This window comes from Pseudobutyrivibrio xylanivorans (assembly GCF_010906925.1).
Classification (GTDB): Bacteria; Bacillota; Clostridia; order Lachnospirales; family Lachnospiraceae; genus Pseudobutyrivibrio.
Map to the genome: position 1 here is coordinate 1,060,832 of NZ_VTVE01000001.1, position 25,153 is coordinate 1,085,984.

At 37.7% G+C, this 25,153-nt stretch carries 20 protein-coding genes; 2 read left to right on the forward strand and 18 right to left on the reverse strand.

Annotated elements, in window-relative coordinates:
• Positions 1–12: 12 nt before the first annotated feature.
• The 14 genes from F0Q01_RS04970 to F0Q01_RS05035 all read right to left on the reverse strand — a co-directional run bounded on the left by F0Q01_RS04970 (position 13) and on the right by F0Q01_RS05035 (position 15,777).
• The gene (locus F0Q01_RS04970; RefSeq protein WP_090486858.1) at positions 13–1,782 is read right to left on the reverse strand and encodes a methyl-accepting chemotaxis protein; all 1,770 of its coding nucleotides are present in this window, start codon (positions 1,780–1,782) and stop codon (positions 13–15) included.
• 15 nt (positions 1,783–1,797) lie between these two features.
• Complete coding sequence (locus F0Q01_RS04975) at positions 1,798–3,102, reverse strand: ABC transporter substrate-binding protein (protein WP_090486861.1); 1,305 nt, start codon at positions 3,100–3,102, stop codon at positions 1,798–1,800.
• Positions 3,103–3,319: 217 nt separating this feature from the next.
• Positions 3,320–4,498 carry a phosphoribosylaminoimidazolecarboxamide formyltransferase gene (locus F0Q01_RS04980; RefSeq protein WP_090149534.1) on the reverse strand — a complete coding sequence of 393 codons (1,179 nt, stop codon included), beginning with the start codon at positions 4,496–4,498 and terminating at the stop codon, positions 3,320–3,322.
• A 188-nt stretch (positions 4,499–4,686) separates the two neighbouring features.
• Complete coding sequence (locus tag F0Q01_RS04985; protein ID WP_090486864.1) at positions 4,687–5,400, reverse strand: IMP cyclohydrolase; 714 nt, start codon at positions 5,398–5,400, stop codon at positions 4,687–4,689.
• 120 nt (positions 5,401–5,520) lie between these two features.
• Positions 5,521–6,291, reverse strand: a complete 771-nt coding sequence (locus F0Q01_RS04990) for a hypothetical protein (protein ID WP_090486867.1) — start codon at positions 6,289–6,291, stop codon at positions 5,521–5,523.
• Positions 6,292–6,419: 128 nt separating this feature from the next.
• Positions 6,420–7,181: an imidazole glycerol phosphate synthase subunit HisF gene (gene hisF / locus F0Q01_RS04995; protein WP_090486871.1), complete on the reverse strand. Its 762-nt coding sequence runs from the start codon at positions 7,179–7,181 to the stop codon at positions 6,420–6,422.
• Between the two features lie 16 nt (positions 7,182–7,197).
• On the reverse strand, positions 7,198–7,803 hold the full coding sequence (hisH, locus tag F0Q01_RS05000) for an imidazole glycerol phosphate synthase subunit HisH (RefSeq protein ID WP_090486873.1): 606 nt from the start codon (positions 7,801–7,803) through the stop codon (positions 7,198–7,200).
• Positions 7,800–9,770: a hypothetical protein gene (locus F0Q01_RS05005; protein WP_090486876.1), complete on the reverse strand. Its 1,971-nt coding sequence runs from the start codon at positions 9,768–9,770 to the stop codon at positions 7,800–7,802. The genes hisH and F0Q01_RS05005 overlap by 4 nt, the downstream gene beginning before the upstream one ends.
• A gap of 75 nt (positions 9,771–9,845) precedes the next feature.
• On the reverse strand, positions 9,846–10,769 hold the full coding sequence (locus tag F0Q01_RS05010; protein WP_090486879.1) for a chemotaxis protein: 924 nt from the start codon (positions 10,767–10,769) through the stop codon (positions 9,846–9,848).
• 33 nt (positions 10,770–10,802) lie between these two features.
• Positions 10,803–11,564, reverse strand: coding sequence for a hypothetical protein (locus F0Q01_RS05015; protein WP_090486882.1), 762 nt, complete (start codon positions 11,562–11,564; stop codon positions 10,803–10,805).
• 83 nt (positions 11,565–11,647) lie between these two features.
• Positions 11,648–13,015: a sensor histidine kinase gene (locus tag F0Q01_RS05020; RefSeq protein WP_163927150.1), complete on the reverse strand. Its 1,368-nt coding sequence runs from the start codon at positions 13,013–13,015 to the stop codon at positions 11,648–11,650.
• 121 nt (positions 13,016–13,136) lie between these two features.
• Positions 13,137–13,826: a response regulator transcription factor gene (locus F0Q01_RS05025; protein WP_090149511.1), complete on the reverse strand. Its 690-nt coding sequence runs from the start codon at positions 13,824–13,826 to the stop codon at positions 13,137–13,139.
• A 36-nt stretch (positions 13,827–13,862) separates the two neighbouring features.
• Positions 13,863–14,474 (reverse strand): hypothetical protein, encoded by a 612-nt coding sequence (locus F0Q01_RS05030; RefSeq protein ID WP_090486888.1) that lies wholly within the window; start codon positions 14,472–14,474, stop codon positions 13,863–13,865.
• A gap of 67 nt (positions 14,475–14,541) precedes the next feature.
• A complete protein-coding gene (locus F0Q01_RS05035; protein ID WP_090486891.1) occupies positions 14,542–15,777 on the reverse strand; it encodes an MFS transporter in 1,236 nt (411 codons plus the stop codon).
• Between the two features lie 124 nt (positions 15,778–15,901).
• Between F0Q01_RS05035 and F0Q01_RS05040 the strand changes: the two genes are divergently transcribed.
• Positions 15,902–16,987, forward strand: coding sequence for an endonuclease/exonuclease/phosphatase family protein (locus F0Q01_RS05040; RefSeq protein WP_090486894.1), 1,086 nt, complete (start codon positions 15,902–15,904; stop codon positions 16,985–16,987).
• Here the strand turns inward: F0Q01_RS05040 and F0Q01_RS05045 are convergent, their stop codons facing one another.
• Genes F0Q01_RS05045 through F0Q01_RS05060 form a run of 4 tightly spaced genes read right to left on the reverse strand, consistent with a single transcriptional unit; the run spans position 16,988 to position 23,842 of the window.
• Positions 16,988–18,199, reverse strand: a complete 1,212-nt coding sequence (locus F0Q01_RS05045; RefSeq protein WP_090486897.1) for a hypothetical protein — start codon at positions 18,197–18,199, stop codon at positions 16,988–16,990.
• Positions 18,200–18,214: 15 nt separating this feature from the next.
• A complete protein-coding gene (locus tag F0Q01_RS05050) occupies positions 18,215–19,048 on the reverse strand; it encodes a hypothetical protein (protein ID WP_143001105.1) in 834 nt (277 codons plus the stop codon).
• Positions 19,049–19,056: 8 nt separating this feature from the next.
• The gene (locus tag F0Q01_RS05055) at positions 19,057–20,289 is read right to left on the reverse strand and encodes a DUF5716 family protein (RefSeq protein WP_090486901.1); all 1,233 of its coding nucleotides are present in this window, start codon (positions 20,287–20,289) and stop codon (positions 19,057–19,059) included.
• A gap of 19 nt (positions 20,290–20,308) precedes the next feature.
• Positions 20,309–23,842, reverse strand: a complete 3,534-nt coding sequence (locus tag F0Q01_RS05060; protein ID WP_090486905.1) for a DUF5717 family protein — start codon at positions 23,840–23,842, stop codon at positions 20,309–20,311.
• A 188-nt stretch (positions 23,843–24,030) separates the two neighbouring features.
• Here F0Q01_RS05060 and F0Q01_RS05065 point away from each other — a divergent pair, with 188 nt between their 5' ends.
• On the forward strand, positions 24,031–25,119 hold the full coding sequence (locus F0Q01_RS05065) for a pyridoxal phosphate-dependent aminotransferase (RefSeq protein ID WP_090149489.1): 1,089 nt from the start codon (positions 24,031–24,033) through the stop codon (positions 25,117–25,119).
• The last annotated feature ends 34 nt before the right edge of the window (positions 25,120–25,153 follow it).

Below are 25,153 nucleotides of genomic sequence, written 5' to 3' on the forward strand. Positions count from 1 at the left end.
GGCATTTTTGTTTTATAATGACTTAAATTTCTGGGTTGTATCGTTAAGCTGCTCTGTAACCTCTGTATTTCTGTCCATGGCATCAAAGATTTTCTTGATACCTGTAACGATTTCAGTTGAGTTTTCAGCACTCATATTAATTGCAAGAGAACTTTCCTGAACTGAATTTGTGATAGTGTCAACAGATTCAACCATGGCTTGCATGATTTCATTAAGGCTATCAGCTTTTTCGCTAAACTCTGTAAGCATCTCATTCATTACATCAGCTGTCTTACCATATTTCTCGCCAGTGTCTACATATTCATTGTAGTCACCGATAACAGTTCCGTTAATGAAATCAAGAGCTTCTTGGGCATTCTTAGCAAGATTGTTAACTGCGGCAGTAACCTCGTTAGCAATATCCTGAATAGTTGCAGCTGTCTGTCTTGAATTTGCAGCAAGGGAACTAATTTCATCTGCTACAACAGCAAATCCCTTTCCTGCCTCACCGGCACGAGCCGCCTCAATCGAAGCATTAAGAGCAAGAAGATTTGTCTGACTAGCTATATCTAAGATATCATCTGTAAGATCTGTAATCTGACTAACCTTTTCAGATTCCTTAACCGACTTAGTAAGTGTCTCAGAAAGGATAGCAACTCTATCGCCTGCATCTGCCTTCTTAACATTAACTTTAACCTGAAGCTCGTCTGCTTCTTGCTTAATTTCGTTAGCAGTTTCAGTTCCAACATTAGCCTGGTCTGTAATTCTCTGTGCTGCCTGTTTTACATCATCAACTCGCTCGTTAATTGATTCGAGGATACCAACAACAGACTCCATATTTGCTGATAGCTCTTCAAGTGCAGCAGATGAATTGGTTACATTATCATCTGCAATTCGAAGCTGTGAGCTAACCTGCTCAGAACTTTCAGAAAGAACTATAGTACCATCTTTCACATCTTTCATGATGCCTTGCAATGTAGCAATAAAAAGATTGATACCGTTTTTGATATACATAAGCTCTGACTTTGTCTTAGTGTTGATTCTTGCTGTAAGATCGCCTTCACCCATTTCAATCTTTCTAATAATTCCATTAACCTCATCACTAATAGATTTAATCCTTTTAACTACTGTAACATAAGTAATGATGAAGTTAAGAACAATAAGAATAAGAACAATTGCTGTACCAATAATGGAAACAATAGTTCCGCTAGAAAGCAAATCATTCATCATTGTCTTTGTATTTTTAGCATTATCTTGAACAGCAGTATCAAGAACCTTTGTAGAATGAATTATTGCGACCTTTTGAATCTCTGCCTTATCAAATAAAATCTTATAGGCATTAGTCTGATCTCCCGCATCACATTTTGCTATAGCATTATCAATATACTCACACAACTTCTTATACTGCTCTTCAATTTCAAGCATCTGATTTTTTGCTGACTCATTATTATAAGTACTAAAATCATTATTCAAATCAGCAATATCCTGCTCTATTGCAGATTTAGCTACATCAAGCTGAGGAAGTAATGCTCCTTGCGTTTCAACAGAATTAGAAGCAACATATCCTGTAACCTGATCGTAGTATGACATAATGTCAGTCTTTAAATTAGCCTCATGAGATGTAAGCTCCATCATAGAATCAAACATCTCAATACTGCTTGTGGTAGATTTATTCATAGCATTCATAATAAGTGCCATGACAATAAGGAAAGCAATTAGCATTCCTAAATTGAGGGCTGAAATTTGAACTACGATTGAATTAATACCACTTACTTTTGCATTGTTATTAGAATTCTTAGCCATTTCATTTCCCCCTTTCTACTGTCTAGCATAGTAATCAGCAATAACGCCGTTTACTCTATTCATAAATCCATTAGCATCTACCTCTCCGGCAGCATATTCATAGAAACAGTAACAAAGTCCATCATCACTATTTCCACAGCCTTCTGGTAATTGCATCCAGTGCCAATTAGAAGTTTTATCAGCAGCTATATAATCTGAAATTGTCTGAGCAAATGGATCATTAGCCACATACTTGCAATCTGTAAACGGGCTTACAAATCCTGCATTTTCAACAAGCATCTGCTGTCCTTTATCCTCAGAACACCACTGCAAGAATGCAAGTGCCTCTTCCACATTTCCTTCCTTTGGAACTGCCCACCATTGAGGTGCTGAGGTCATAATTGTGTCCATGCCATCTTCAAATGCATAAGGAACCATACCCACTTTAAAGCTTCCTGCCGCTTGGTACTGAGAAGAGAAATTTCCTGTTAAAGATGCACCAATCCAAGACCCCTGTGTAATGAACGCATACTTACCTGCAGCAAAATTTTCAACCTGCTGGTCATAAGTTCCTGTTGTTACAAATTCAGGATCTGAGTATTGATTAAACATACCAATCATAGCTGCATAATCCATGAATCTAGAAGAATCAACTTTATTATTTTCAGCTAATCCATCAATATATGTGCTATCATCTCGTCCCAATCCGGAATCTAAATACGCGCCAAAAATATGGTTTCCTGCAGACCATCCCAAATCTTTTGGTTCTGCATAATATCCAACCACAGCTTTTAGTCCAAGAGCCTCTTTGTTTGCATCAACTTTTTCAAATGCTGATCTTAAGGCATCAGGCCCTGTTATAGAAGCTGGATCCACTCCGCATTTACTTAATATATCTGCATTGTATGCAAGTCCAATTGCCTCAGTTGTATATGGGAATCCAATTGTTCCATAATTTGCATCAACATAAGCTGCACTAGTACGGCTAGCCCAATCCTGATCACTCATATCAACAAGCAGACCTTCCCAGTTACCAAAGCCGGAAGCCTCGCAGGCTATGATATCTGGCATTTGATCTGATAGATAATATCCCTTGATAGTGGCTGATGCATCAACGCCTGCCTGCACAGAAAGCACTGTAACCTCTACACCAGTTTCTGCAGTATAGGCTGCAGCTAATTCTTCAATCTGAGTATTAACCTCACTTTTTACATTAAACAATGTAATGTGTTTCTCAGAATTATCCTGGGCAGCCTCTTTAGCTCCTCCTGATTTCTTGCATCCAGCAAAAAGTCCACATACTAATATTAGCGATAAAAATAATACGTAAAATCTTTTCATGAATGTCCCCTCCAATACATATCTATATCTGCTAAAACTATAAAAGCAGTTAGAATTATCTAATATAGATTTTACAAGACCCTCGTTCTTTAGTTGTGAAGACATTCAAAGATATCTGTGAATAAATTGAGAATTTTGTTGATGTGTGGATAAAGTGATAGTTTGTAGCAAATAAAAAAGAACCCCGCTTAAAAAGCGAAGTTCTTATAAATTAATTTTAGTGATGGAATAATCTAAGACCTGTGAAACTCATAACCATTCCATATTTGTTACAAGTCTCGATAACATTGTCATCTCTAACAGAGCCACCTGGCTGTGCAACATACTGTACACCAGACTTGTGAGCACGCTCAATATTGTCACCGAATGGGAAGAATGCATCAGAACCTACAGAAACTCCTGTAAGCTTATCAAGCCAAGCACGCTTCTCAGCTTTTGTGAACTCTGATGGACGAGTCTTAAATGTCTTGGCCCATACATCATCACCGATAACATCCTCAAACTCATCACCAATGTAAAGGTCGATAGCATTGTCTCTATCAGCTCTCTTAATTCCATCAACAAAATCAAGGCCAAGAACCTTTGGAGACTGACGAAGCCACCAGTTGTCAGCTTTCTGTCCAGCAAGACGAGTACAGTGAATTCTAGACTGCTGTCCAGCACCGATACCAATTGCCTGGCCATCCTTTACATAGCAAACTGAATTTGACTGTGTATACTTAAGAGTAATCATTGCAATTGCAAGATCAATCTTAGCCTGTTCTGGAAGATCCTTGTTCTCAGTAACAATATTAGCAAAGAAATCATCATTGATAACAAGCTCGTTTCTACCCTGCTCAAATGTGATACCAAATACTTCCTTTCTCTCAAGCTGCTTTGGAACATAATTTGGATCAATTTTGATTACTGCGTAGTTGCCGTTCTTTTTAGCCTTTAAAATCTCAAGTGCCTCAGGCTCATATCCAGGAGCGATAACACCGTCAGAAACCTCACGCTTAATAAGCTTTGCTGTAGCAACATCACAAACATCTGAAAGGGAAATAAAATCACCAAATGAAGACATTCTATCAGCGCCTCTAGCTCTAGCATAAGCATTAGCAAGTGGAGTAAACTCCATATCAAGGTCATCGCACCAGTAAATCTTGCGCTCTACATCTGAAAGAGGAAGTCCCACAGCTGCGCCAGCTGGTGATACATGCTTAAATGAAGTTGCAGCTGCAAGACCTGTAGCCTTCTTAAGCTCTGAAACAAGCTGCCAGCCGTTAAACGCATCTAAAAAATTGATGTAACCTGGCTTGCCAGATAAAACTTCGATTGGAAGGTCGCCTTCTTCCATATAGATTCTACTTGGCTTCTGATTTGGGTTACAGCCATACTTTAACTCTAATTCTTTCATAATTCTCCAATCCAGCCAGTTACGCTCTCAATCCTATGATATTGCCTACAGTCACTACATGTTCCTTACGGCAACACATAGAGATTGATAGCTACTGGCTTAATATAAATCTTACATTATGTCTTACTACATAATTCCATCACGCTCTCAAGCCTTGGATATTGTTCCACTCGGCTAACACGTCATCTCTATTTATTCTTATTAATAATTCTTGTTTCGTACATGCCTGTAGCGATATCGATATATCTTACGAAAAGAGATACTTTGTTATCCTCGTTGAGGTTTGTCCAAATCATATTGGTAAACTCATCGATATCTCCTGAAATTTCAACTGGAGTTGGCTCGCCTTCGTATGAAGGAAGTGGATTTCCATCATTCATATATGTGTGAATAAAACGGCCTGAACCAGCCTTAGGATTAGAATAATCAAAGGTGTATCTGTTACATGAATCAGCGTCACCCATGTTAGATTTAAGAATAGACATTAAATAAGAAAACTCACCGTTTTCAACGTGAAGAAGACCTGAAATACGAGGTGTGTAATTAGGACCATCTGGCTCAAACTCGCGTCTGCGAAGTGTCTGCTCAAATGTCTCACCTGACTTCATATAATCATAAATAGTATCAGTCTGATCACCGTTTGTGACAATTGTGTCATTACCAAGCACGCGTACAGGCGCATAAATGATAAGACTAGGGTCGGTAAGCTTTGATGGGTCAAAGGCCTGTGTTCTAATGCCCTCACCATCCTCTACGAATACTCTGTTTCTCGAATTCTCAGAACGTCCCATAATAAAATAGGCAGCGACAGCCTTGGTACCATCTGATGATCTACCAATGACAATGCCTCTGCCCGGATAACTGGTTTCTGATAATTCTCTTGCTAAAGATTTTACTACCATGGGTTCCTCCTTAATTACATTTTCCGCACAAAATTATAACCGAACCCATGAAATAAGTCCACATAAAAATCCCCCGGTTAATAATCTAACCAGGGGAATAAATGCTAACTTCCAAAATATCTATGTAGTTTCATTAAATTTTCTAATTACGTCATCTGCAGAAATTGCATATGAACCTTGGTCTGTATATGACTTCTTGCCAGTAATACTTGCAAGTTCATTGCTTGCGTATGAATTAGCCATTGATGCCTTGGTTGCTACCTGATATGCATAGCTTCCTGTTCCATTAAACAAATCCTTAGCATAAGTCATGTTAGCCTTATTCTTGAAGAAATCCTCATCGATGTTAAGATGATTTGCAGTATCAATTGAAATACCTACCTTACCAAGAGTATTAACGGCCTTGGCACTTGTAGTAACCATTGAAGCAAGCTGAGTCAATACGCCTGTACCCTCAGCATTCTTTCCTATATCAACAAGGGAATTATACGCCTTAATATAGTCATTAACAGCGTTATATATTTTATCCTTGTCGTAATCAGATGTTACCTTGCCATCTTCATCTTTGGTCTCTACCTTGTTCCAAATAGAATCCTTGCCTTTAGACAAGAGCTTATCTGTAGCCTTATTTAAAGCTGCAGATTCATTTCTAATCTGACCTAAATTACCAGTCTCTGCTTTTGATTTCTTTGAACCTTCACTCTTTAAATTTCCATCAGAATCATATTTGGCATAATAAGACTTAATCAACTTCCCATAGGAACCTGATCTAAGCTGAGACAAACTACCAATGGAACCTTCCAAACCGCCAAAAATAGTGTTGGAATTAGAAGAACTTCCTCCAAAAAGTGAATAAAAAGAATTGTTATTTGAATTAATATTTAGAGACATATACATCACTCCTTTGACAATAAAACCTCGAACTTCCCTGTTCCTTATGTCTATTAACCCACTTTTGTTTATACTTGTAATTATAATACTATATATTTGTGTTGAAACTGTTATGCTCAAATCAACATCTACAAGCGTACTGGTACATTATTCTCACGTAAGTATGCCTTTAAATCATTAATCTCAAGCTCCTTATAGTGGAACAATGAAGCTGCAAGAGCCGCCTCAGCACCACCTACTGTAAGAGCCTCTAGGAAATGTTTCTTTTCTCCTGCACCACCTGAAGCAATAACTGGAATATTTACAGATGAAGAAATCGCCTTGGTCAATTCCAAATCAAATCCTGCCTTTGTACCATCCTGATCCATAGATGTAAGAAGAATCTCTCCTGCTCCAAGCTTCTCGCACTTTATAGCCCACTCCACTGCGTCAATACCGCAATCCAAGCGTCCGCCATGTTTAAAAATATTAAATCCACTTCCATCAGCACGCTTTTTAGCATCGATAGCAACCACAACGCACTGGCTGCCAAACTTGTCTGCAGCATCTGAAATAAGTCTAGGATTATCTATAGCTGCTGAGTTAACTGAAATCTTGTCAGCTCCCTCTCTAAGTAGTGCCTTGAAATCATCAACAGTGCGAATTCCGCCACCAACAGTAAATGGAATAAATACCTGCTCAGCCACACGACGAACCATATCTACAACTGTATTTCTATGGTCAGAAGATGCTGTAATATCAAGAAATACTACCTCGTCTGCTCCAGCCTTATCGTATGCTGCAGCAATTTCAACAGGATCACCTGCATCTCTTAAATCAACAAAATTAACGCCCTTTACAACACGCCCATCTTTTACATCCAAACATGGGATAATTCTTTTTGTAAACATATTAACACCTCAACCTTTAAACATTGGCAAAATTCTTAAGTATCTGAAGTCCAACAGCTGAGGACTTTTCTGGATGGAACTGACAAGCAAAGACATTATCTTTTTCAACTGAAGCATGTATATGACAGCCGTACTCAGTTGTAGCCTTAACTATAGAAGGGTCAGCAGCCTCCAAATAATATGAATGAACGAAATAAACAAATGAGCCCTCATCAATTCCCTTAAATAGACGGCCTTCATTTGGAAAATCAAGAGAATTCCAGCCAATGTGAGGAACCTTGATTCCCTCTCCATCAGGGATTCTTTTAACCACGCCATCCAAGAGATGAAGTCCCTCAACACCAGGTGACTCTTCTGAGGAATCAAATAAAAGCTGAAGGCCAAGGCAAATACCTATAAATGGCTTGCCACTAGCAACAAACTCTTCAATAGCCTTATCAAGCTCATATTTCTTTAAATGTCCCATAGCATCAGCAAAAGAGCCAACCCCTGGAAGAACCAGTCTGTCAGCTCTTTCAATTACACTAAAATCCCTGGTGAGGATAGTTTCCTCACCAAGGATTTTAAATGCTTTTTCTACACTTTTAATATTTCCTGCATCATAATCTAGTATTGCTATCATAAATCCGGTAACCCTAAGCCTCTCAGCACCTTTCTAAGTTCTATAGTATAGTAATGTCTGTTAGGCTGTTTATAAATCTCAAGGGCCTGTTCAGCAGTCAATCCAAAATTGTCTGCAAGCTCCTGAATAAGCTTTTCTCCGTATGCATCGTACTGCTCGGAAATGCCATATTCAACAGCATTATCCTTGTACTTGTCATAACGACCAACGCCCTTTATAAGTGAATCCAACGCGTAATTGTACTGCTTGTACATAATAAATGTATCGAATTCATCCTGACACTGCTGTAAATCAGCAAGAGTACGCGCTTGATTTCTCATGAGGATAACTTCTTCGTCATCCATAGGGAAACCATTAAGCTTTTCGTATGCTGAAATATAATTGCCAGCAGCAAAGTCATCTTTGGCCTCTGCCATGTGACGTTTCAAGCCTGTAAAAGTCATTCCAACCATTACTACACTAATTATTGATATAGATAATACCAAAAATGTTGCAATAATGGAAATAGGAATTTTAGGAGAATTATCTGGCTCCTTTGGCTTTTTCTCTTTTTTAGGTTTTGGCTCTTTCTTAGGTTTTTCCTTTTTGTCGCCCTTTTCCTTAGCTTTCTCCTTTTTAGCAGCTTCCTTAGCCTTTTTCTTTTCTTCCTTTTCTCGCTTCTTTTTGGCCTTAGGGTCCTCTGCGCCACCCTCAGGAATTATAGGATTACCATCTTCATCATAGGTAATCTCAACAGTAGAGGAAGTAGCTGCAGCGGCCTCCATCTCTGCTATTTCATCCTCATCTGGAGCTCCAAAAATAAGAAGTGCTAACTTCTGTAAAAATGGATTTGATGTTTTCTCACCCTTTTTCTTTTTCTCTTTTTTCTTCTTATCTTTTTTGCCTTTTTTACCGCCATTATCAGCAGGTTCATCCGCAGATGCTTCTGCCGACTCATCAATTTCAGCGCCCTCAGCAGCACCTTCTTCGTCGCCACTTAAAAGGGATTGAATATCAAGAAGATCTTCGTCATCTCCATCTAGAAGATTCTCCAAATCCATATCATCTTCGCCAGAAAGATTAGGCTCCTCTCCGTCTCCATAAAGAGCCTCATCTAAAGCATCCATCTCATCTGGTAAAAACTCCTTAAGTGAATCATCAAGAGGCTCCTCCTCAACATCAGAGGTAGCATCATCAAGTGAAAATCCAAAGTCGTCTTCGTCAGAAGATTCCTCAGATTCTAGTTCAAGGCCACCTAAATCAGATTCCTCTTCTGTCGAATCCTCAGTCATAAACTCTGACAAGTCTATTTCGTCATCATCTGCTAATTTAATTGGCTCGTCTCCAGCTAAATCTACTCCGTCCAAAGAGCCCTCTTCAGCCTCTGAACCATTATCCGAATCAGCCGGTTCCTCAGAGTCATCCGCATTCATAAGTGCCTCTAAATCAAATCCGCCAATCATAGAATCATCAGCACTATCATCAGTAGAATCATCCGCTGATGAAGCCTCAGTTTCTTCTGCTATTGTGTCGTAATTAGATACAGCATCATCTTCATCCATCTGCTTATGGGCATCTGATACGACTGTTTTTATATTATCAAGGAGTGCTCCAACCACATTTTCCGATTCAGGTATCTGTCCTGTCTCCTGGAAAATACGCTCCTCCTCATCTATTTCCTGTTCAAAATCACTTATAAATGAATCGGCATCATCAACACCTAATTCTTCCTCAAATTGGCGCAAAAAATCCTCCTCAGATAATACTTTTCTGAGGTAAGGATGGGAACTCTTAGGCTTCATGTCCTCAAGGGCACTGGCATCTATTCCCGTAGCAGTAAAGAAATCCTCCTCTGGTGCAACAGCTTTACGGCTTTCCAAAATCTTTTGGTTAGTGCTTGTAACTCTCTCTTGCACCTCATCTGCATCAGTCTTTGCTTTATTTATTGAATTTAATAGTCCATCAAGGTAGTCTTCTGACTGAGACATAATATATCCTCCCAAAACAAGGATTTTGTTTATTTAAAATAAGGGGTATGCTTGGCATACCCCTGAGAAATTAAATTATTTGCCCTTTCGAGCATCCTCGTACTTAGCAACAAGCTCATCTACAACTGCAATCAATTTTCCAATTTCAGGCTTTGTAAGCTGCGCATCAGCACCAAGACTTTCACCTTTTCTTCTAATCTCATCATTGATAAGAGATGAGAAAATGATAACTGGTATATTCTTTAATGTGTCATTTTCCTTTACAAGCTTGCAAAGTCTGTGACCGTCCATAAGGGGCATTTCAATATCAGTAATAATAAGGTGGACATCATCAAGAACTGTACCTCTCTGATGGAATTCAACCAGCTTATCCCAACCCTCTTGACCATTCATGTTGACAATAAGATTGGTATAACCAGCCTTCTTCAAGCACTCAACAATAAGCTTTGAAAGAAGTGGTGAATCCTCGCAAAGTAAGATAGGTGATTTACTTCTATCACGAGTCTCATAATCATCCATCTCGGAAACCTTAAGACCAGTCTCTGGATTGATGTCTGTAACGATCTTCTCGAAGTCAAGGATAACAACAAGTCTATCCTCAAGCTTAATAACACCTGTAGAAACTCCAGATTCATCAGAGCTAATAGTTGCATCTGGCTTAATGATGTCTTCCCATGATACACGATGAATTCCAAGAACCTCATCAACATGGAAAGCAGTGTTTAAACTGTTGAAGTTAGTAATGATGAACAATCCATCATTAGGAGCTTCATCAGTAATATTTAAACATTTGCGAAGAGAAATGACAGAAATCATAATATCTCTAGGCATGAAGATTCCTTCAATACAAGGGTGCGCGTTTGGCAACGGCGTAACCTGTTGATATAACAAAATCTCCCTGATCTTGGCAACGTTAATTCCGTAGAAATTTTTGCCAACTTTGAACTCGAGAACCTCCAGCTCATTAGTGCCTGATTCCAATAAAATATTAGTATCCATGCAAATCTCCTCTCATTTATAAATCAAAAAGATTTATATTGTTGTCCCTCTTGTTGTGCCATCGCTTGTAACATAAAGCTCAAGTGATGATATATCTTCTACTGACGAATTGCTGAATGAGAACACCAAAATCATATCTTTTGATGCACCAGCCGCCAGAGAACCATCAAATCTAGCTAAATCATTAGATACTGGAGTAAATTGGGTGGAAACCTTTTCTCCTCCATTTATGGATAGGCTGTATTCCCTATCCGTATAATTTGAAAAATCTACTGCCGAATCAGTTGTATTAGTCGCAGTTACGTATAAAATAACGTATTTCTTGCCATTTACCTCAGTGAGCACAAAACTCTGTGAAGGCTTAAATTCGGTAGCTACATCAAAGGATGAACAATCAAATGTAACTCCTTCAATATCTACTGCATCGGTAAATGACAAACCGGCATCTGAACCCCCATCTTCAGAAGTGGATGATTCAGTGTCATCAGGTGTCTCTATAGGCTCACCAGTCTCTGGATCAATCTGTACATTTTCTTCATCTACAGGATGTTCTTCAGAAGGATTTTCCTCGTCTACCGCTGCCTCGTATCCCTCTTCAAGCTCTCCAGCCTTAACTCTTGCATTACAGATACCAGTAGTCTGATTCTTGTTAAATTTCGAAACAGTTTTAGATGCATATAGGGTAATAATTGATTCCTCTTCCGCTGTCATAGTATAAAGAGGCTCACCGCAGCCTGTTGCTAAAAGAGAAATGCAACTTACACAAATCAAAAGCATACATCTTTTAATTTTCATGCCATACTCCCAATAATAAACTAATCATTAATGGTATGTTAGCATTAAAATGTGTATTGTTCAACATGAAAAATCAGAAAATTCTATGAATTTTTGGTGGTTTTTGTATCTTTTGCAAGAGATAATTCGAACCAAAATTCCACACCATTTTCCAAATTATCCACACCATATTTTTCGTGTAGCAAATCCATAGTGGCTTTTACTACTGACAAACCTATACCACTTCCGCCATATTCACGGCTTCTGGCCTTGTCAGCCTTGTAAAATTTTTCCCAAATATGTTTAATATCTTTCTTGGAAATATTATTGCCTGAATTGAATACACTAATTCGAACTTTTCCTTTTTTTACAAATTCGTACTTAACATTTATAACATTCTCATTCAAAACATAGTGAATGGCATTGCTGATAAAGTTGGTAATAACCTGCTCTACCAAGAACTCGTCAGCATGGACATAGCACTCTTCTTTATTAATAAATGAATAGGTAATATTCTGAGCTTCAAAATTAATCTTGTTGCTATCCACTACGCTATCAATCATCTCAGTAAGGTTGAAATCAACATAATCGATATTCATCTGTCCAGCTTCAAGCTGATTCAAAATAAGCATCTCTCGAACAAGTCTATTCATCTTGTTGGCTTCGTCGATAATGATATCAAGATAAATCTGACGGCTATTTTCATCCTCCATAATACCTTCCTGGAGGCCCTCAGCATAACCTTGAATCAATGCAATTGGAGTCTTAAGCTCATGGGAAACATTTGAGACAAATTCCTTACGCATATTCTCTGTCTCTTCTCTAACTTCCAAATCATGCTTTAAGCTTTCATTGGCATCCCTAAGTTGCTCAATAGCACGCTTAAGGGTTGTGGACATTTCATTTATATGCTCGCCCAAATCATCAAGCTCATTGTAGACCCTTTGCGGATAGTATCTAGCTTGAAAATCAAAGTTGGAAATTCTTTTAGTAATATCAATAATCCCATAAAGAGGCTTTGAAAAGCTCTTAATTACGTAATGACTAATTACAGTGGAAATACCAAGAGCAACCACAACCATGAATAAGAAAAATCTATTGGTAATGTGTAATGTACGAGATATTCCAGCGTATGAAGTACGCATAAATACAATACTTCCATCAGGAAGGCATCCTCTAAAAACTAAATACCTATCATCTGCTCCTGGAAACTTACAGGTAAAAATCTGATATTCATCTGTGGTCTGAAGAATCTTGACAGAATCATCTTTTGAATACATAGAAAAGCTGAGTTGCTGGCTAAGCACCTCAGGATCAGAATTAGATTTTACGAGAGATTCACCGTCAGGTCCTAATATAATTACGTAAACAGAATATCTATCAAATAATGCAGTCAAGGGCATCTGATTATCCTCTTCATATAGATTGCCATCCTCTTGCATTACCTTAAGCTCATTAAAAACTGAGCGCATATCCTTCTTTTTTTGGCGCAAATAATAATCGCCTAAAAAGTAGGCTGTTAGCAGACTAATTAATACTAGTGTTCCTAGAAATATAGTTGCTATCAATCCTACAATTTGGCGATTAATTTTATTAGACCTTTGCATCGACTTCAAACTTATACCCCATGCCCCAAATAGTCTTAATATAATTTCCTTTGTCGTCTAGTTTGCTGCGAAGCTTTTTAACGTGTGTATCGATAGTTCTTGCATCTCCGAAGTAATCATAATCCCATACATGATTGAGGATTTTCTCTCTGGAAAGAGCAATACCTTCGTTGTTGATGAAGTAATAAAGAAGCTCGAACTCCTTAACAGAAAGTTCAACTGGAGCTCCATCATTAGTAGCTACATGTGCATCCACATCAAGCTGAATACCGCCTGCTTCAACAACCTTCTTGCCTACAGACTCATCTGCGCTTCTTCTAAGCACTGCATTAACACGTGCCATAAGAATCTTTGGAGAAAATGGCTTGTTAATGTACTCGTCTGCACCAAGCTCAAATCCATTAAGGACATCATTCTCCTCGCCCTTGGCTGTAAGCATTAAAACAGGAATTGAAGACGTCTCTCTGATTTCCTTGAGTACAGCAAAGCCATCAACTTTCGGCATCATGACATCTAATATGATAAGTGAAATGTCACTATCCATGTAGAAGATATCAAGAGCTTGTTCTCCATTTTCAGCCTCTACTACCTCGTAATCCTCTCTTACTAAATAATCCTTGATGAGCTTTCTCATTCGGCTCTCATCATCAGCCACAAGAATTTTGTTCTTCGACATAACACCAACCCCATCCTTGAATAATTATTTGTTCCTCTATTGAACTGAAGAGTTTTCCCTTTCTTCAAGAGCCTTCTCACGAGCTTTTAACTCGGCTTCCCTTTCATCAAGCTCCTGCTTCCAGGTAGAATACTGATCAGTAATAGTCTCTTCGTAATTAAGTATCGTAGGACTGTTAATTGTGCTACTGACATAAAACATACCTATGACACATAACAGAAGTGTAAGCGAAACAACTATAAGTACGCTATTAATGATTTTTAACTTTCTAATCTGTTTTAGCTCTGGACTAGTATCAGATTTAGAAAGCACCCTATTTTTTTCTTGAGCATCAGAATCATCATCACCCTTTTCATCAGATTCTGACTGTAACTCTTGTTCCCCTATCGTATATACATCTTCAACCTCATCTTCAGCAAACATCCCTGAAACTAATAAATTCTGCCGAAGTTGAGATAAAAACCCCAATCCAATTTCAGTTGAAAACAAGCGCTGTTTAAGAAGCTTGTTGTAAATCTGAAGAACTGTCTTCTCGTCAGCTTCTTTTATCTGACCAAGAATATACTCTACAGTCTTAAGCTCCTTAGCTGCCTTCTTTGCGCTTTCCTCATCGTTAAAGATATATCCACCTATATTATATTTTGCCATATCTTTTACCTGAAAATGATTATATTAATATATTAGCAATTATAGACAAAAAAATCTATCAATATCTTTATTTTTTTGCATTTATTCTGAAAAGTCCGCAAATACAAACCACAACGCCAGCCAATGTAATAACTGTACTGAACCATAATGAGAATGTGACACCGAAGGTATACATGCAGCCGCCTCCAACAAAACTTGCAAGAGCATTAGCAAGTGTCATGGCAACTACAAGGAATGCCTGTCCCTTAACTGAATCCTTAGCAGGCATAAACTCATCGACAAAATGAACAGATGCTGGAATGAAAAGTGCAAAAGCAAGGGCCTGGAAAATCATACTAAAGTAAAGCATGCCAACAGTTGAAGCTAATGCTGTAAATAAAATCTTAACAAAGAAGAAAAATGCTGAAATTCCAAATAAAAGCTTAGTGCTATATCTATATTTTATCTTGTTGAATAAAATCATTGCTGGAAGTTCAACCAAAGCAGCAAGTGCTAAGATTCCACCTGTATCAGCCTCATCTCCACCTACGTGACTTGTAATCTGATAAACAAAGTTATTAATTAAAACATGTCCGAAGAAAAAGCATGTAACACCAATCATGATTACAAAGAAAGCCATGTTATCTGAAATAAATTTCTTGACTGTCTTAACTGTGATTTCCTCTCCAACCTGTCTTTTCTCAAATGGATCGTATTCTTTTGCGAAAGACTTAGATGATTTACTAAGAGTATATCTAAGCCAAATGAGTATAGACATAAATCCAACTGAAGCAATAAATCCAAGTATTGGAAGAACACGCTCCGAAGAAGCCTTCATTAAATTTCCTGCCACCAAACTAATGACAAAGAAAAACAACGAACCGTTTGCTCTAGCAACGCCATAATTCATCTCAACGCCACGGTCTTCGATGAAGAAATTAAGAGCATTTAGAAATGGCTGTACAAGCTGTGCAAACATAACACCAATAAAGAATGTAAGCCCTGTAGCTATAGACTTTCCTGATGTAGTGCAAGCAAGAAACATATCAATAGTAACAATAATACCAAGAACTGTAAGTACATCCACTACTGTATAGCGGCTAGAATTATCTGTATTAATTGAAATAATTGGCTGTAAAATAGCAGCCATTGCAAAAGCAAGTGCAAAAAGTATTCCTATTCCTGCAGTAGAATACCCTCTGTCCGATAGGTAAGCTGAGCCCAAACTAATAGCACAGCACACTATCATCCAATAAAATCCCTGTAATAAAAAATACTGGAAATTTAATCGGAAGTCATTTGATGTCTTTAATCTTTCTAGCATAATATTAACTCTCCTTTTATTACATTATAGTAAATCTGTAGAAATATATCAAAAATTCACTATACGTGTATAATGTGATAGAATGTAACAATCAATTTTTAGAAAGGAACACAAATTATTACTTATGATGAAAAAAACAATCAAATCGTTACTAATTCTATTACTCTCACTTATATTGATTGTATTAGGTTATTTTGCTTACTTATTTATCGCATACCACAGGATAGATGACAATCTATCTCTTGATATTTCAAACAGTGGCAATCCAACAGATAAAATTAATGTCGGTCAAACCTATAGAGTATCCTCTGCAAATGTAGGATTTGGTGCCTACTCCGATGACTTTTCATTTTTCATGGATGGAGGCACAGAGTCATGGGCCTTCTCAAAAGAGGCAGTAAACAACAATATCACAAATGAAGCTAAACTCTGTCAGTCTTTAGAACCTGACTTTTATCTCTTTCAGGAAGTGGATATTGATTCCACTCGCTCATACCATGTAGACGAAGCAGCGCTTCTCACACAGGTAATATCTGAAAACACAAAAGATACAAGCTGTACATTTGCTGTAAACTACGATAGTCCATTTTTAATGTATCCATTGACTCAACCACATGGCAAGTCAAAATCAGGACTTTTAACAGTGAGCAGTGTCACAATAAATGATTCTGTTCGCCGACAGCTTCCTATTGAAACTGGATTCTCTAAATTCTTAGATTTAGATCGCTGCTACGCAAAAAACTATATAGACGTAGATAACGGTAAACAACTAGTCCTTTTCAACGTACATCTTTCTGCATATACAACCGACCCAAGTACTGCTGTAAATCAAATCAAAATGCTTACAGAAGATATGCAAGCTGAATATGATGCTGGCAACTACGTAATAGTAGGTGGCGACATGAATAAGGATCTATTAGGTGATTCCTCTGAATATTTCGGAGGCGATAAGGAAAGCCATCCTTGGGCAAAAACATTCCCAACTGAGCTCTTGCCAGATTCATTTGAAATAGTAGGTCCAATTGATGAATACAATCCAGCTCCATCTTGCCGTAACGCAGATGCACCATATACTGAGAATACATTTGTACTAACTGTAGACGGATTTATCATCTCATCAAACGTAGAACTCGTTGATGCAAATGTTTTAAATGCAGAGTTTAAATACTCAGACCACAATCCAGTCTACATGGACTTCATTTTGAAATAATTAAGCTTGGCTAGCCTTAGGGCTAGTGCCACATAGCTTATCAACAGATTTGATGATTTCCTGAATTTCAGGAAGATAGTGCTCATGCTCAGTCATGAGCCTATCTATTTCATCTCTTTCTTCTTGGACAATTCTTCTATGATCTTCTATTCTATCTCTGATTTTCTTGCGTCTCATAACAAGTCTATGACGACACTCTGACATATCCTGACGGTTAATCAAAGCATTTACCTGATTAAGCCATATTTTGTCATCAGCAAGACCTATCTCAGAAAGAATTCTCTCAAGCTTATCGTTGTAAAACTCAAGATCATAATTGTTTTGAATATATCTCTTTTGATCTCGAATCTTGTCCTGATACTGTTCCCAAACATACTGTAGTTCAGCAGCTGAAGAAACGTGATATTTGTCTTTTATGTACTCAATGCCATTGGTGACATTAACGTACTTCATTCTCTCAACATTCAATACGCTTATTGCCTGATTGAGATGAACTATCGCTTGGTGGTTTCCTTTAACAATGGAGTTTTGTCTAAGGAATACAATAAAACCGCTGGTAGCGCATATAAATAATACTATATACACCCATATATAAATATCTGCCTTGGCAGAGCTCTGAGCTGCATTGTACATAACGTAAAGTAGCATTAAAAGCGCCATAAAACTAACCATAATGATAGAGGCCATTTTCTTAAATAGCTTTTTCTGCTCTCTAAGCTCTTCTCTTTCGATTTCCCAACGGCTCTTCTCCCCTTCCATATATGAAAGGCTTCGCTTGATTTTAGCCTGATAAATCTCGTTATCTATATATCGATTAATAATCTCCGGCATATCCTTTTCATCGCTGGAAATCACCTCGAATTGTTCCTCGGTAATGTTTCGAGAAACACCCTTTGAACTGAGAATGCTTTCCTCAAGCTCGCAGATTTTAGAAGCTGTGTTCCTAAGTATCTTCGCCTCTTCCTTAGGCATATTCTCGATAGCTTTGATGTCGTTAAGATACTGAGTGACAATTCTATACTCTGTCTTTTGCTTCTCTAATTCTTTGGTGGAGGCAATAATCTGCTCACAGGAATCCAAAATATAGTGCTCAAGTTTTTTAGGATTCCAAGTGTCAATGCCTTCAATTTGAGAATAGACTCTGCTGAAAGCATCATCGATTTTAGCTGCCTTAAGTTCCTTTTTCTTTTTACGATTTGTAAATAAACCCATTTAGACTCTCCCGAATTATATTTTACAAAGCTTAATATATTCCTTCTTCCAACTATTAATTATATTAGTCATTACCTCCCTAGAGGACTGGCGATTGGAATCATCTGAAAGTAAATCATTAATAGCCCTGTCAAAATCTACTATCTTTTCGTTGTTGGTAGCCCCTAAGATAATATTGTTAACCTCATAAATTTCATCATTAGGAACCTGATATTTCTTTACAAACTCCTGAAAGCCTTCTTCATTGTGAGCACATTTATTGGCATACAAAAGACAATATAATGTCTGTTTTTTATGATTTCTCTTGTATCCCTCATCAAAACACTTGATAGCCTCATCAAACAGAAACAGCTTAGCAAAAGCGCAACCTAAATTGTGGTACACATCTCCCTCTGTCACTGCAGACATCTGCTTGGTTAAATCATCAGCAAGAAGCGTCTCATACTCATATACTGCATCTATAAGCTTGTCTCCAGCCATTAGCCTATCAGCGCGAAGCTTTCTTCGCTCTGGTTCTGATTTATTCTCGAATGTGGAAATAATAGATAAAACATCCTTAATCTCCTTATTTGAAGAATAACCATTGGCGCTTAGTATGTGTCCTACAAAAATATGTAAAGGTGCATTGCTTTGAACTAGTCCAAGAAGCTCTTTTGAAAGAGTCTGATTCTTAAGCTCTCGACCAATCCAATTACATAGTTCTGGGCTCATCAACTTGGAAGATAATAGATATACATTGTTTAAAATATAATAACTAAGTTCTTCCAAAGAGTATACATTCAAGGACGCCTCCTCAATGTAATAAGGTGAAGCCGCTATTGAGTTTTTGCAAATAATTAATGTACTCATAAAACACCCTACTTAATAGATATAATATGCTCCCATTTTTTACCAGAAGCTGCAGATATCTCCCCAAATCCCAAATCCGTAATTGCGATAGAAACAGCAACATCAGAAATAGGACTAGCCTCAATACGAAGTCTAGTAGTTCTATTTTCTCTCTTTGGCATATCTGTAAGTTCAAGAACCTCTGTATGAGCCTCTCTAGACTCAGGTCTTTGAATGAAAAATTCTATTTCTGGCTCTCCATCAAGGATAACCTCACACTCACCCTTTACATCATACCAGCTCTGTCCAGCATCTATGAGTGTATAAAACTTCATCACATTGTTATCAAGAATCTTAATTGAAAGATTCATCTTAAGGTCGTTGTCGCCAATAAATATAAATGGCCAATCTCTATTTCCTTCTTTTATGTACCCTGCGTAACATGCTCCCTTTGAATAGAGATTCTTACCTAAGAATACCTTTCGTCCCTTGCACAATTTGGTAAGAGATGATTTCATCCAATCACCATCAAAACCATCTCCGACAAGATAGACGGCTGAGTAAAGCTCATTGCCAATTGTATCTGTAACAATCTTCTCGAAAAGCTCGTCACGGTTGTCTATGATATCACCATGGTTGGCCACATCAAGCGTAATAAGCTGTGGTCTTGTACTTTGATTTCTGTTTAAAACACAAGAGACAACATTGGAGCCACTATAATCAAAAAGGGCCACCTTGTATAAGAATAATTCTGGCTTTTGCGAAAGAGCATAATAATAGAAACACTCATTTCTATCAATTAACATCAGCTGCTTAGATGAAAAGCCAAGCTTAGATGCCACATAATTCATAAGCTCCATGATTTCAAGGCTAACCTGCTCGACGCAAATTATCAGCTTATCGATACTGTCCATCGCAGCCATAGGACCTGGAATAGAAAAAATCTTATTGAAGAAAATAACAAGTAAATCCTGGGCTTCATAGGAAGAATCATCGATAAAAACCATATCCTTTTTCAGCGCAAGAGTAAAAAGGTCTTCAACTAAAACAGCCTCTTTTGTGCGACTGCGTTTGATGGCCTCATCACCGAAAAACCATTGGCTCATGCCAACTCTCTTAGCCACAGTAGTAGGAATAGAATAACATTCTTCTCCAAGTACTGTACTAACAGTAGAAGGCTCTGCCATATCGGCCTTATAAAGGCTAACGACGGTAGATTTAGCGCTTATATCAATTCCTAAAAAAGCTCCCTCTGAACTCATAAAACTCCTTCACTCAATATTATAATATTGAGAAAATATTATTGGTAACTGTCTCAAGCCCTTGATATTTCTTCATTGAAGCTGCAAGAGCTTCCATTTCTCCATACAGGCTATATCGAGAAATGTCATTCATCAGAGCATATCTGCCAGTTGTGTTGTCTAACTCATCACTAGCTACAAATGTATCACTCTTAAGAGGCTCCTCCGACTGTTCGTCACAATAGATCTCGTATTTAAGCTCATCCCCATAAAACAGAATAAACTGCTTTACGTACAAGCCATCGTACATCTCTATCATATCCTCTTCCACTGCCTGACCACCATTTACAGAGTAGGCGATGGTAATTGACTGACGTGGGTCACTGTTAAACTCAATAAAATGCTTGTCATAGAGATGATATTTGATTTTAAGCTCCTGATTGCATCCTGCAAAGAAACCAAAATATTGATTTCTAAGGATTGCGTCAGCCAGGAGGATATCAAGCATCTCCATATCATCCTCATCCAAATCCTTTGAGGTGCATAGATATTTCAAAAGGGCAATTCTCATACTCTCATTGACAGCAAGTCCCTTTTTATATCTATTGTAAATATAAGAGAAAATAATCTCCGGAATCTCCTGTCCATCAGAAAGGTACGCATGTGCCTGGTAAGTAAGGAATGCCTCCACAATCATCTTATTGTTCTTGCGAGCAGCATAAGCCTCAAAAATATCCATTATTCCTTCTGGAAGGAAATCTCTATAAAGAACCTGGGTGATAATTCGCTCAGCAAACTCAACCACATCCTCGCCCTTTTCGTAGGCATTATCAAAAACCTTCATCATAGTCTTTGTAGGACCTACGTAAAAACGAATTAGATAACGAATCATATCACTATGATATAATCCCTCTTCTGTTAAATGAGCTACAAGCCCAACTAAGAAGTCATCTAACTTTTCAGGATTTTGATTAATCATAAACTGGCATAGCTTTTTCGCTGCCCCATTATCAAGAGAGGTAGCATTGGTGTTTTTAATCATATAGTAAGCTTCTTCGTACTTGCTTCTATAGATAAATACCTCAAGCACAGAGGCTATTGTGGCTGCATCTAAAGAGGTAAGATCTGCCTCATTCATAAAATGCTTTTCAATGACAGCCTCTCGGTCATTAAAACGAAGAATCTCGATAATCTTAGGATAAAGCTTTCTAAGATAATCAGCAGAAAGCTGCTTAGCGTTAATGAGTAACTCCGCCTCATCTGCATCCTGCTCTGATTTTTCATTAATCTCACCCTTATTTTCCAAATCCATAATGGCATAAGGAAGATTTAAAGGAGTAAGGCTTCTAAGTGTACCCATGTAAGCTTCTGGATGAATAACATCCTCTATCAAATAGGCATCCTCATCCACAAACAAAAATCCATTTTCATCCTCTAGGAAAATAACACCCTTTTTCCCGATATAAGGAAAATATGCCTTGTGGTCGGAAATATTGGCAATAGTAGGCGCCTTAAACTCATCCTGATAGAGAAAAATTCTATTAACATCAGAATTGATAACTGCAATCTTTTTCTTAAATGCAAGTTCAGAAACAAGACGAGCAATCTCAGAATCAAATATTCCCATCTCCATGAGGCGCTGATAGCAAACTGCCAGATTATCATCAAGACGACCTATTTTTAACTGCTCAAGCGCAAATGTCTCAATGGCAGACTCATACTGCTCATAGGTCTCTGGATCCTCGCTCTTGTGCAAAATAATATTGGCATACAAAAGAGCCTTTTTCTCAGGTGAAAGCTCATTATTGTATTTAAAGAACATGGTGAGAAGCTTAGGCAGCTTATCAACTGAATAGTCTGGAAGACTCTCCATGTAAGCCTCAAAAAGGCCAGACACATGCAAATTAGAATCTATAGCCAGCTTGAACCACTTAAGGAATCTATCCTCTACATAGTTGGCCTTAAGCAAATATGTAACAATGCCAAGCAATAATTTCAAATCAGGATATACCTTGTAGCACTCCTCCAAAATAGGAAGCACCATTGGGTTATATGTGCGCTCAGTTTCAAGAACATGAACCATCTGAATAGCTATGTCATTGTTAATAGCCTTTTTCTTCCGCGCCCAGTTAAGTATTTTGACAGTAAGCTCGTCAAACCCAGAAATCAAATATGGGTCCTGAACAAATATATAGTATGCCTCAATATACAAAAGAGGCGAATCATAGCCATCGCTAATCCACTCTCCTATATCTCGAAGCTTGGCTGTAGGATTTTTAATGTATTCTTTTCTGAGGAAAAGGAGGAACCAAAAAATCCTAACATCGTCATAATGCTCTCTAAAAATAGACTCAATAGTCTCAGTAAGCCTATCTACATAACCTTCCTCACGCTCAATAAGAGTGCAAATATAAAGCAAAAACGCCCAGTCACCGCTGCCCTTATCCTCGATTGTACGCTTTAGATCCTGAATAATCCAAAGGGCCTCCTGCTTTTGATTGTTAGTCACGTATAAAAGAGCCTTCATCAGAAGGATATAATTATCATCTGCAAGATCTGGTGCCAATGAATCAATCATCTCAAGAGTCTTAGTGCACCACTGGCCTGTAGTAATATTTCTAAGTCTGAAATCCTCATAGAGACGACATGCATTAAGCTTGATAAGATTAGTCTCATGGGAAACTGTATCAAGGACAGTGCCTTCCTTGTCCGCAGTGGCAAGGATTGTAATCTCCCTATGAATATTACGATAATCAAATGAAATGCGTGCGTAATTAAGACCAGCATGCATCTTTTCCTTGTGAACATAGTAATTCATGGTAAAGATAGAGCCCAAGAAAAAGTCAGATGTAATATGGCTCTTATCAATAGACACAAAGTCAGCATCACAAGAAACAGCAATATCAATATAGCCCCAAGTAGATCTGGTAATCTCTATTTCACCTTTTATATTTTCATTAATCTCGTAGTATTTATCACATCTTTCATCTAGGTCAAAGGTCATCTTCTCTTTGAGTCCACATGAAACTAAAAACTCGTCAACATTGATAGCAGAAATAGGCGCCGCCTTAAATCCCCTGTACAAAAGACGGGTACGCTTGTCCATATCTAATATAAAATTAGCAAAACGATCTGAATAGAAAAGAGAAACAGCCTCTGTAAATCTATTCTGAGCAAAGTCTGCATATTCTTGAAGAGTACGAATCTCTCCATTTGAGGAAATAAGAGGTGGCTTAATATAGCTAATTGTAAAAGGAATATAATTTTCAACTCCTACCGCAACAATTACAAAATCACCCTTTAATTCCTCCCCAACTTTAAAATTTAAATCATCAACTGTATAGTGAATTTTAACATTAACACTGTCAAATAAAGGTTCCTGGATTTTGATGTATGGATTGGTGCAATAAATTACACCTCTGATTTTTACATCATTAAGACTCTTAAAAGAAATCTCCCCTGAAAAAGAATCATGAATAAAGCAAGTCTCATGGATTTGCTCAACATCAAACTCAATATTTGGTTTTAAGTCGCCGAATTTATCCTCTGAAATTCGATAGATTCTTTTTCTCAAAACATTACCTCTTTCATATTAGTTTGCAAAAATAAGCCTTTGCACACTAATCCTAGCATATTCATAGTCAATTATAGCACAACATGTTGTGTTTTCAAACGTTATCCATAACAAACTTATGGATATTTAGTCTAGTCGGTGCTATTATGTAGATGTTTAAAAAAATGCTTATATTTCAAGGAGAAATCATGATAAAACACAAGGATCATTTTCACGGAAGTGACTTAGAAAAAATTGAGCAAATTTATGGCATAAAAAAAGAGGACATCATAAGCTTTTCTGCTAATGTAAATCCACTTGGCATCTCTCCTAACCTTAGAGATGGCATTGCTAAAAATATTGACTGCATCACTACATATCCTGACAGAGATTATGTTCAGCTTAGAAAATGTATTGCAGAGTACTGCGGCACAGAGACAGACAATATCATTGTAGGAAATGGTTCTACAGAGCTTATTTCCCTTTTCATCCAAATTGAAAAGCCAAAGAAGGCATTAATCTTAGGCCCTACCTACTCTGAATACGAACGTGAAATTGCTCTAGAGGGAGGCAAGACAATCTATTACCCTCTCAGAGAGGAAAACGACTTTGTTTTAGATGTTAACCACTTTATAAGCAAGCTGTCAGAGGATATTGATATGCTTGTTATATGTAATCCAAATAACCCTACAGGTACTGCAATTAACAATCATGACATGAGAAAAATACTTGATGCCTGCAAGGAATGCGACATATTTGTAATGGTGGATGAAACTTATGTTGAGTTTGCTGAAAACATAAAAGAAGTTTCATCGGTGAGCCTCACTCGCACCTACGGCAATATTGCAATACTTCGCGGTACATCGAAGTTTTTTGCAGCTCCAGGTCTTAGGCTTGGATACGCCATCTGCTCTAATTCAGATTTGATGTCAGTTATGAACCAAAGAAAAGATCCTTGGACAATCAACTCTATTGCTGTTATTGCTGGAACACTTATGTTTTCAGATACCAAATACATAGAGGCCACTCGTTCACTTATCGCATCAGAGAGAAATCGTCTATACGATATTTTTGAAAAGAGCTCTAGATTCAAGCCATATTGGCCACATGGTAATTTTATGCTATTGAAAATTCTTGAGGATGGAATTACCAGCAATGACTTATTTGATAAATGCATTAGAGCCGGTCTTATGATAAGAGACTGTTCTACTTTCCCTTATCTAGGCGAGAATTACATTAGATTCTGCTTTATGAATCCTAAAGACAATGACCGTCTTGTAGACTTACTTTTAAATTAAATAGCACTAAAAAAGACCTTTTGTTTTCACAAAA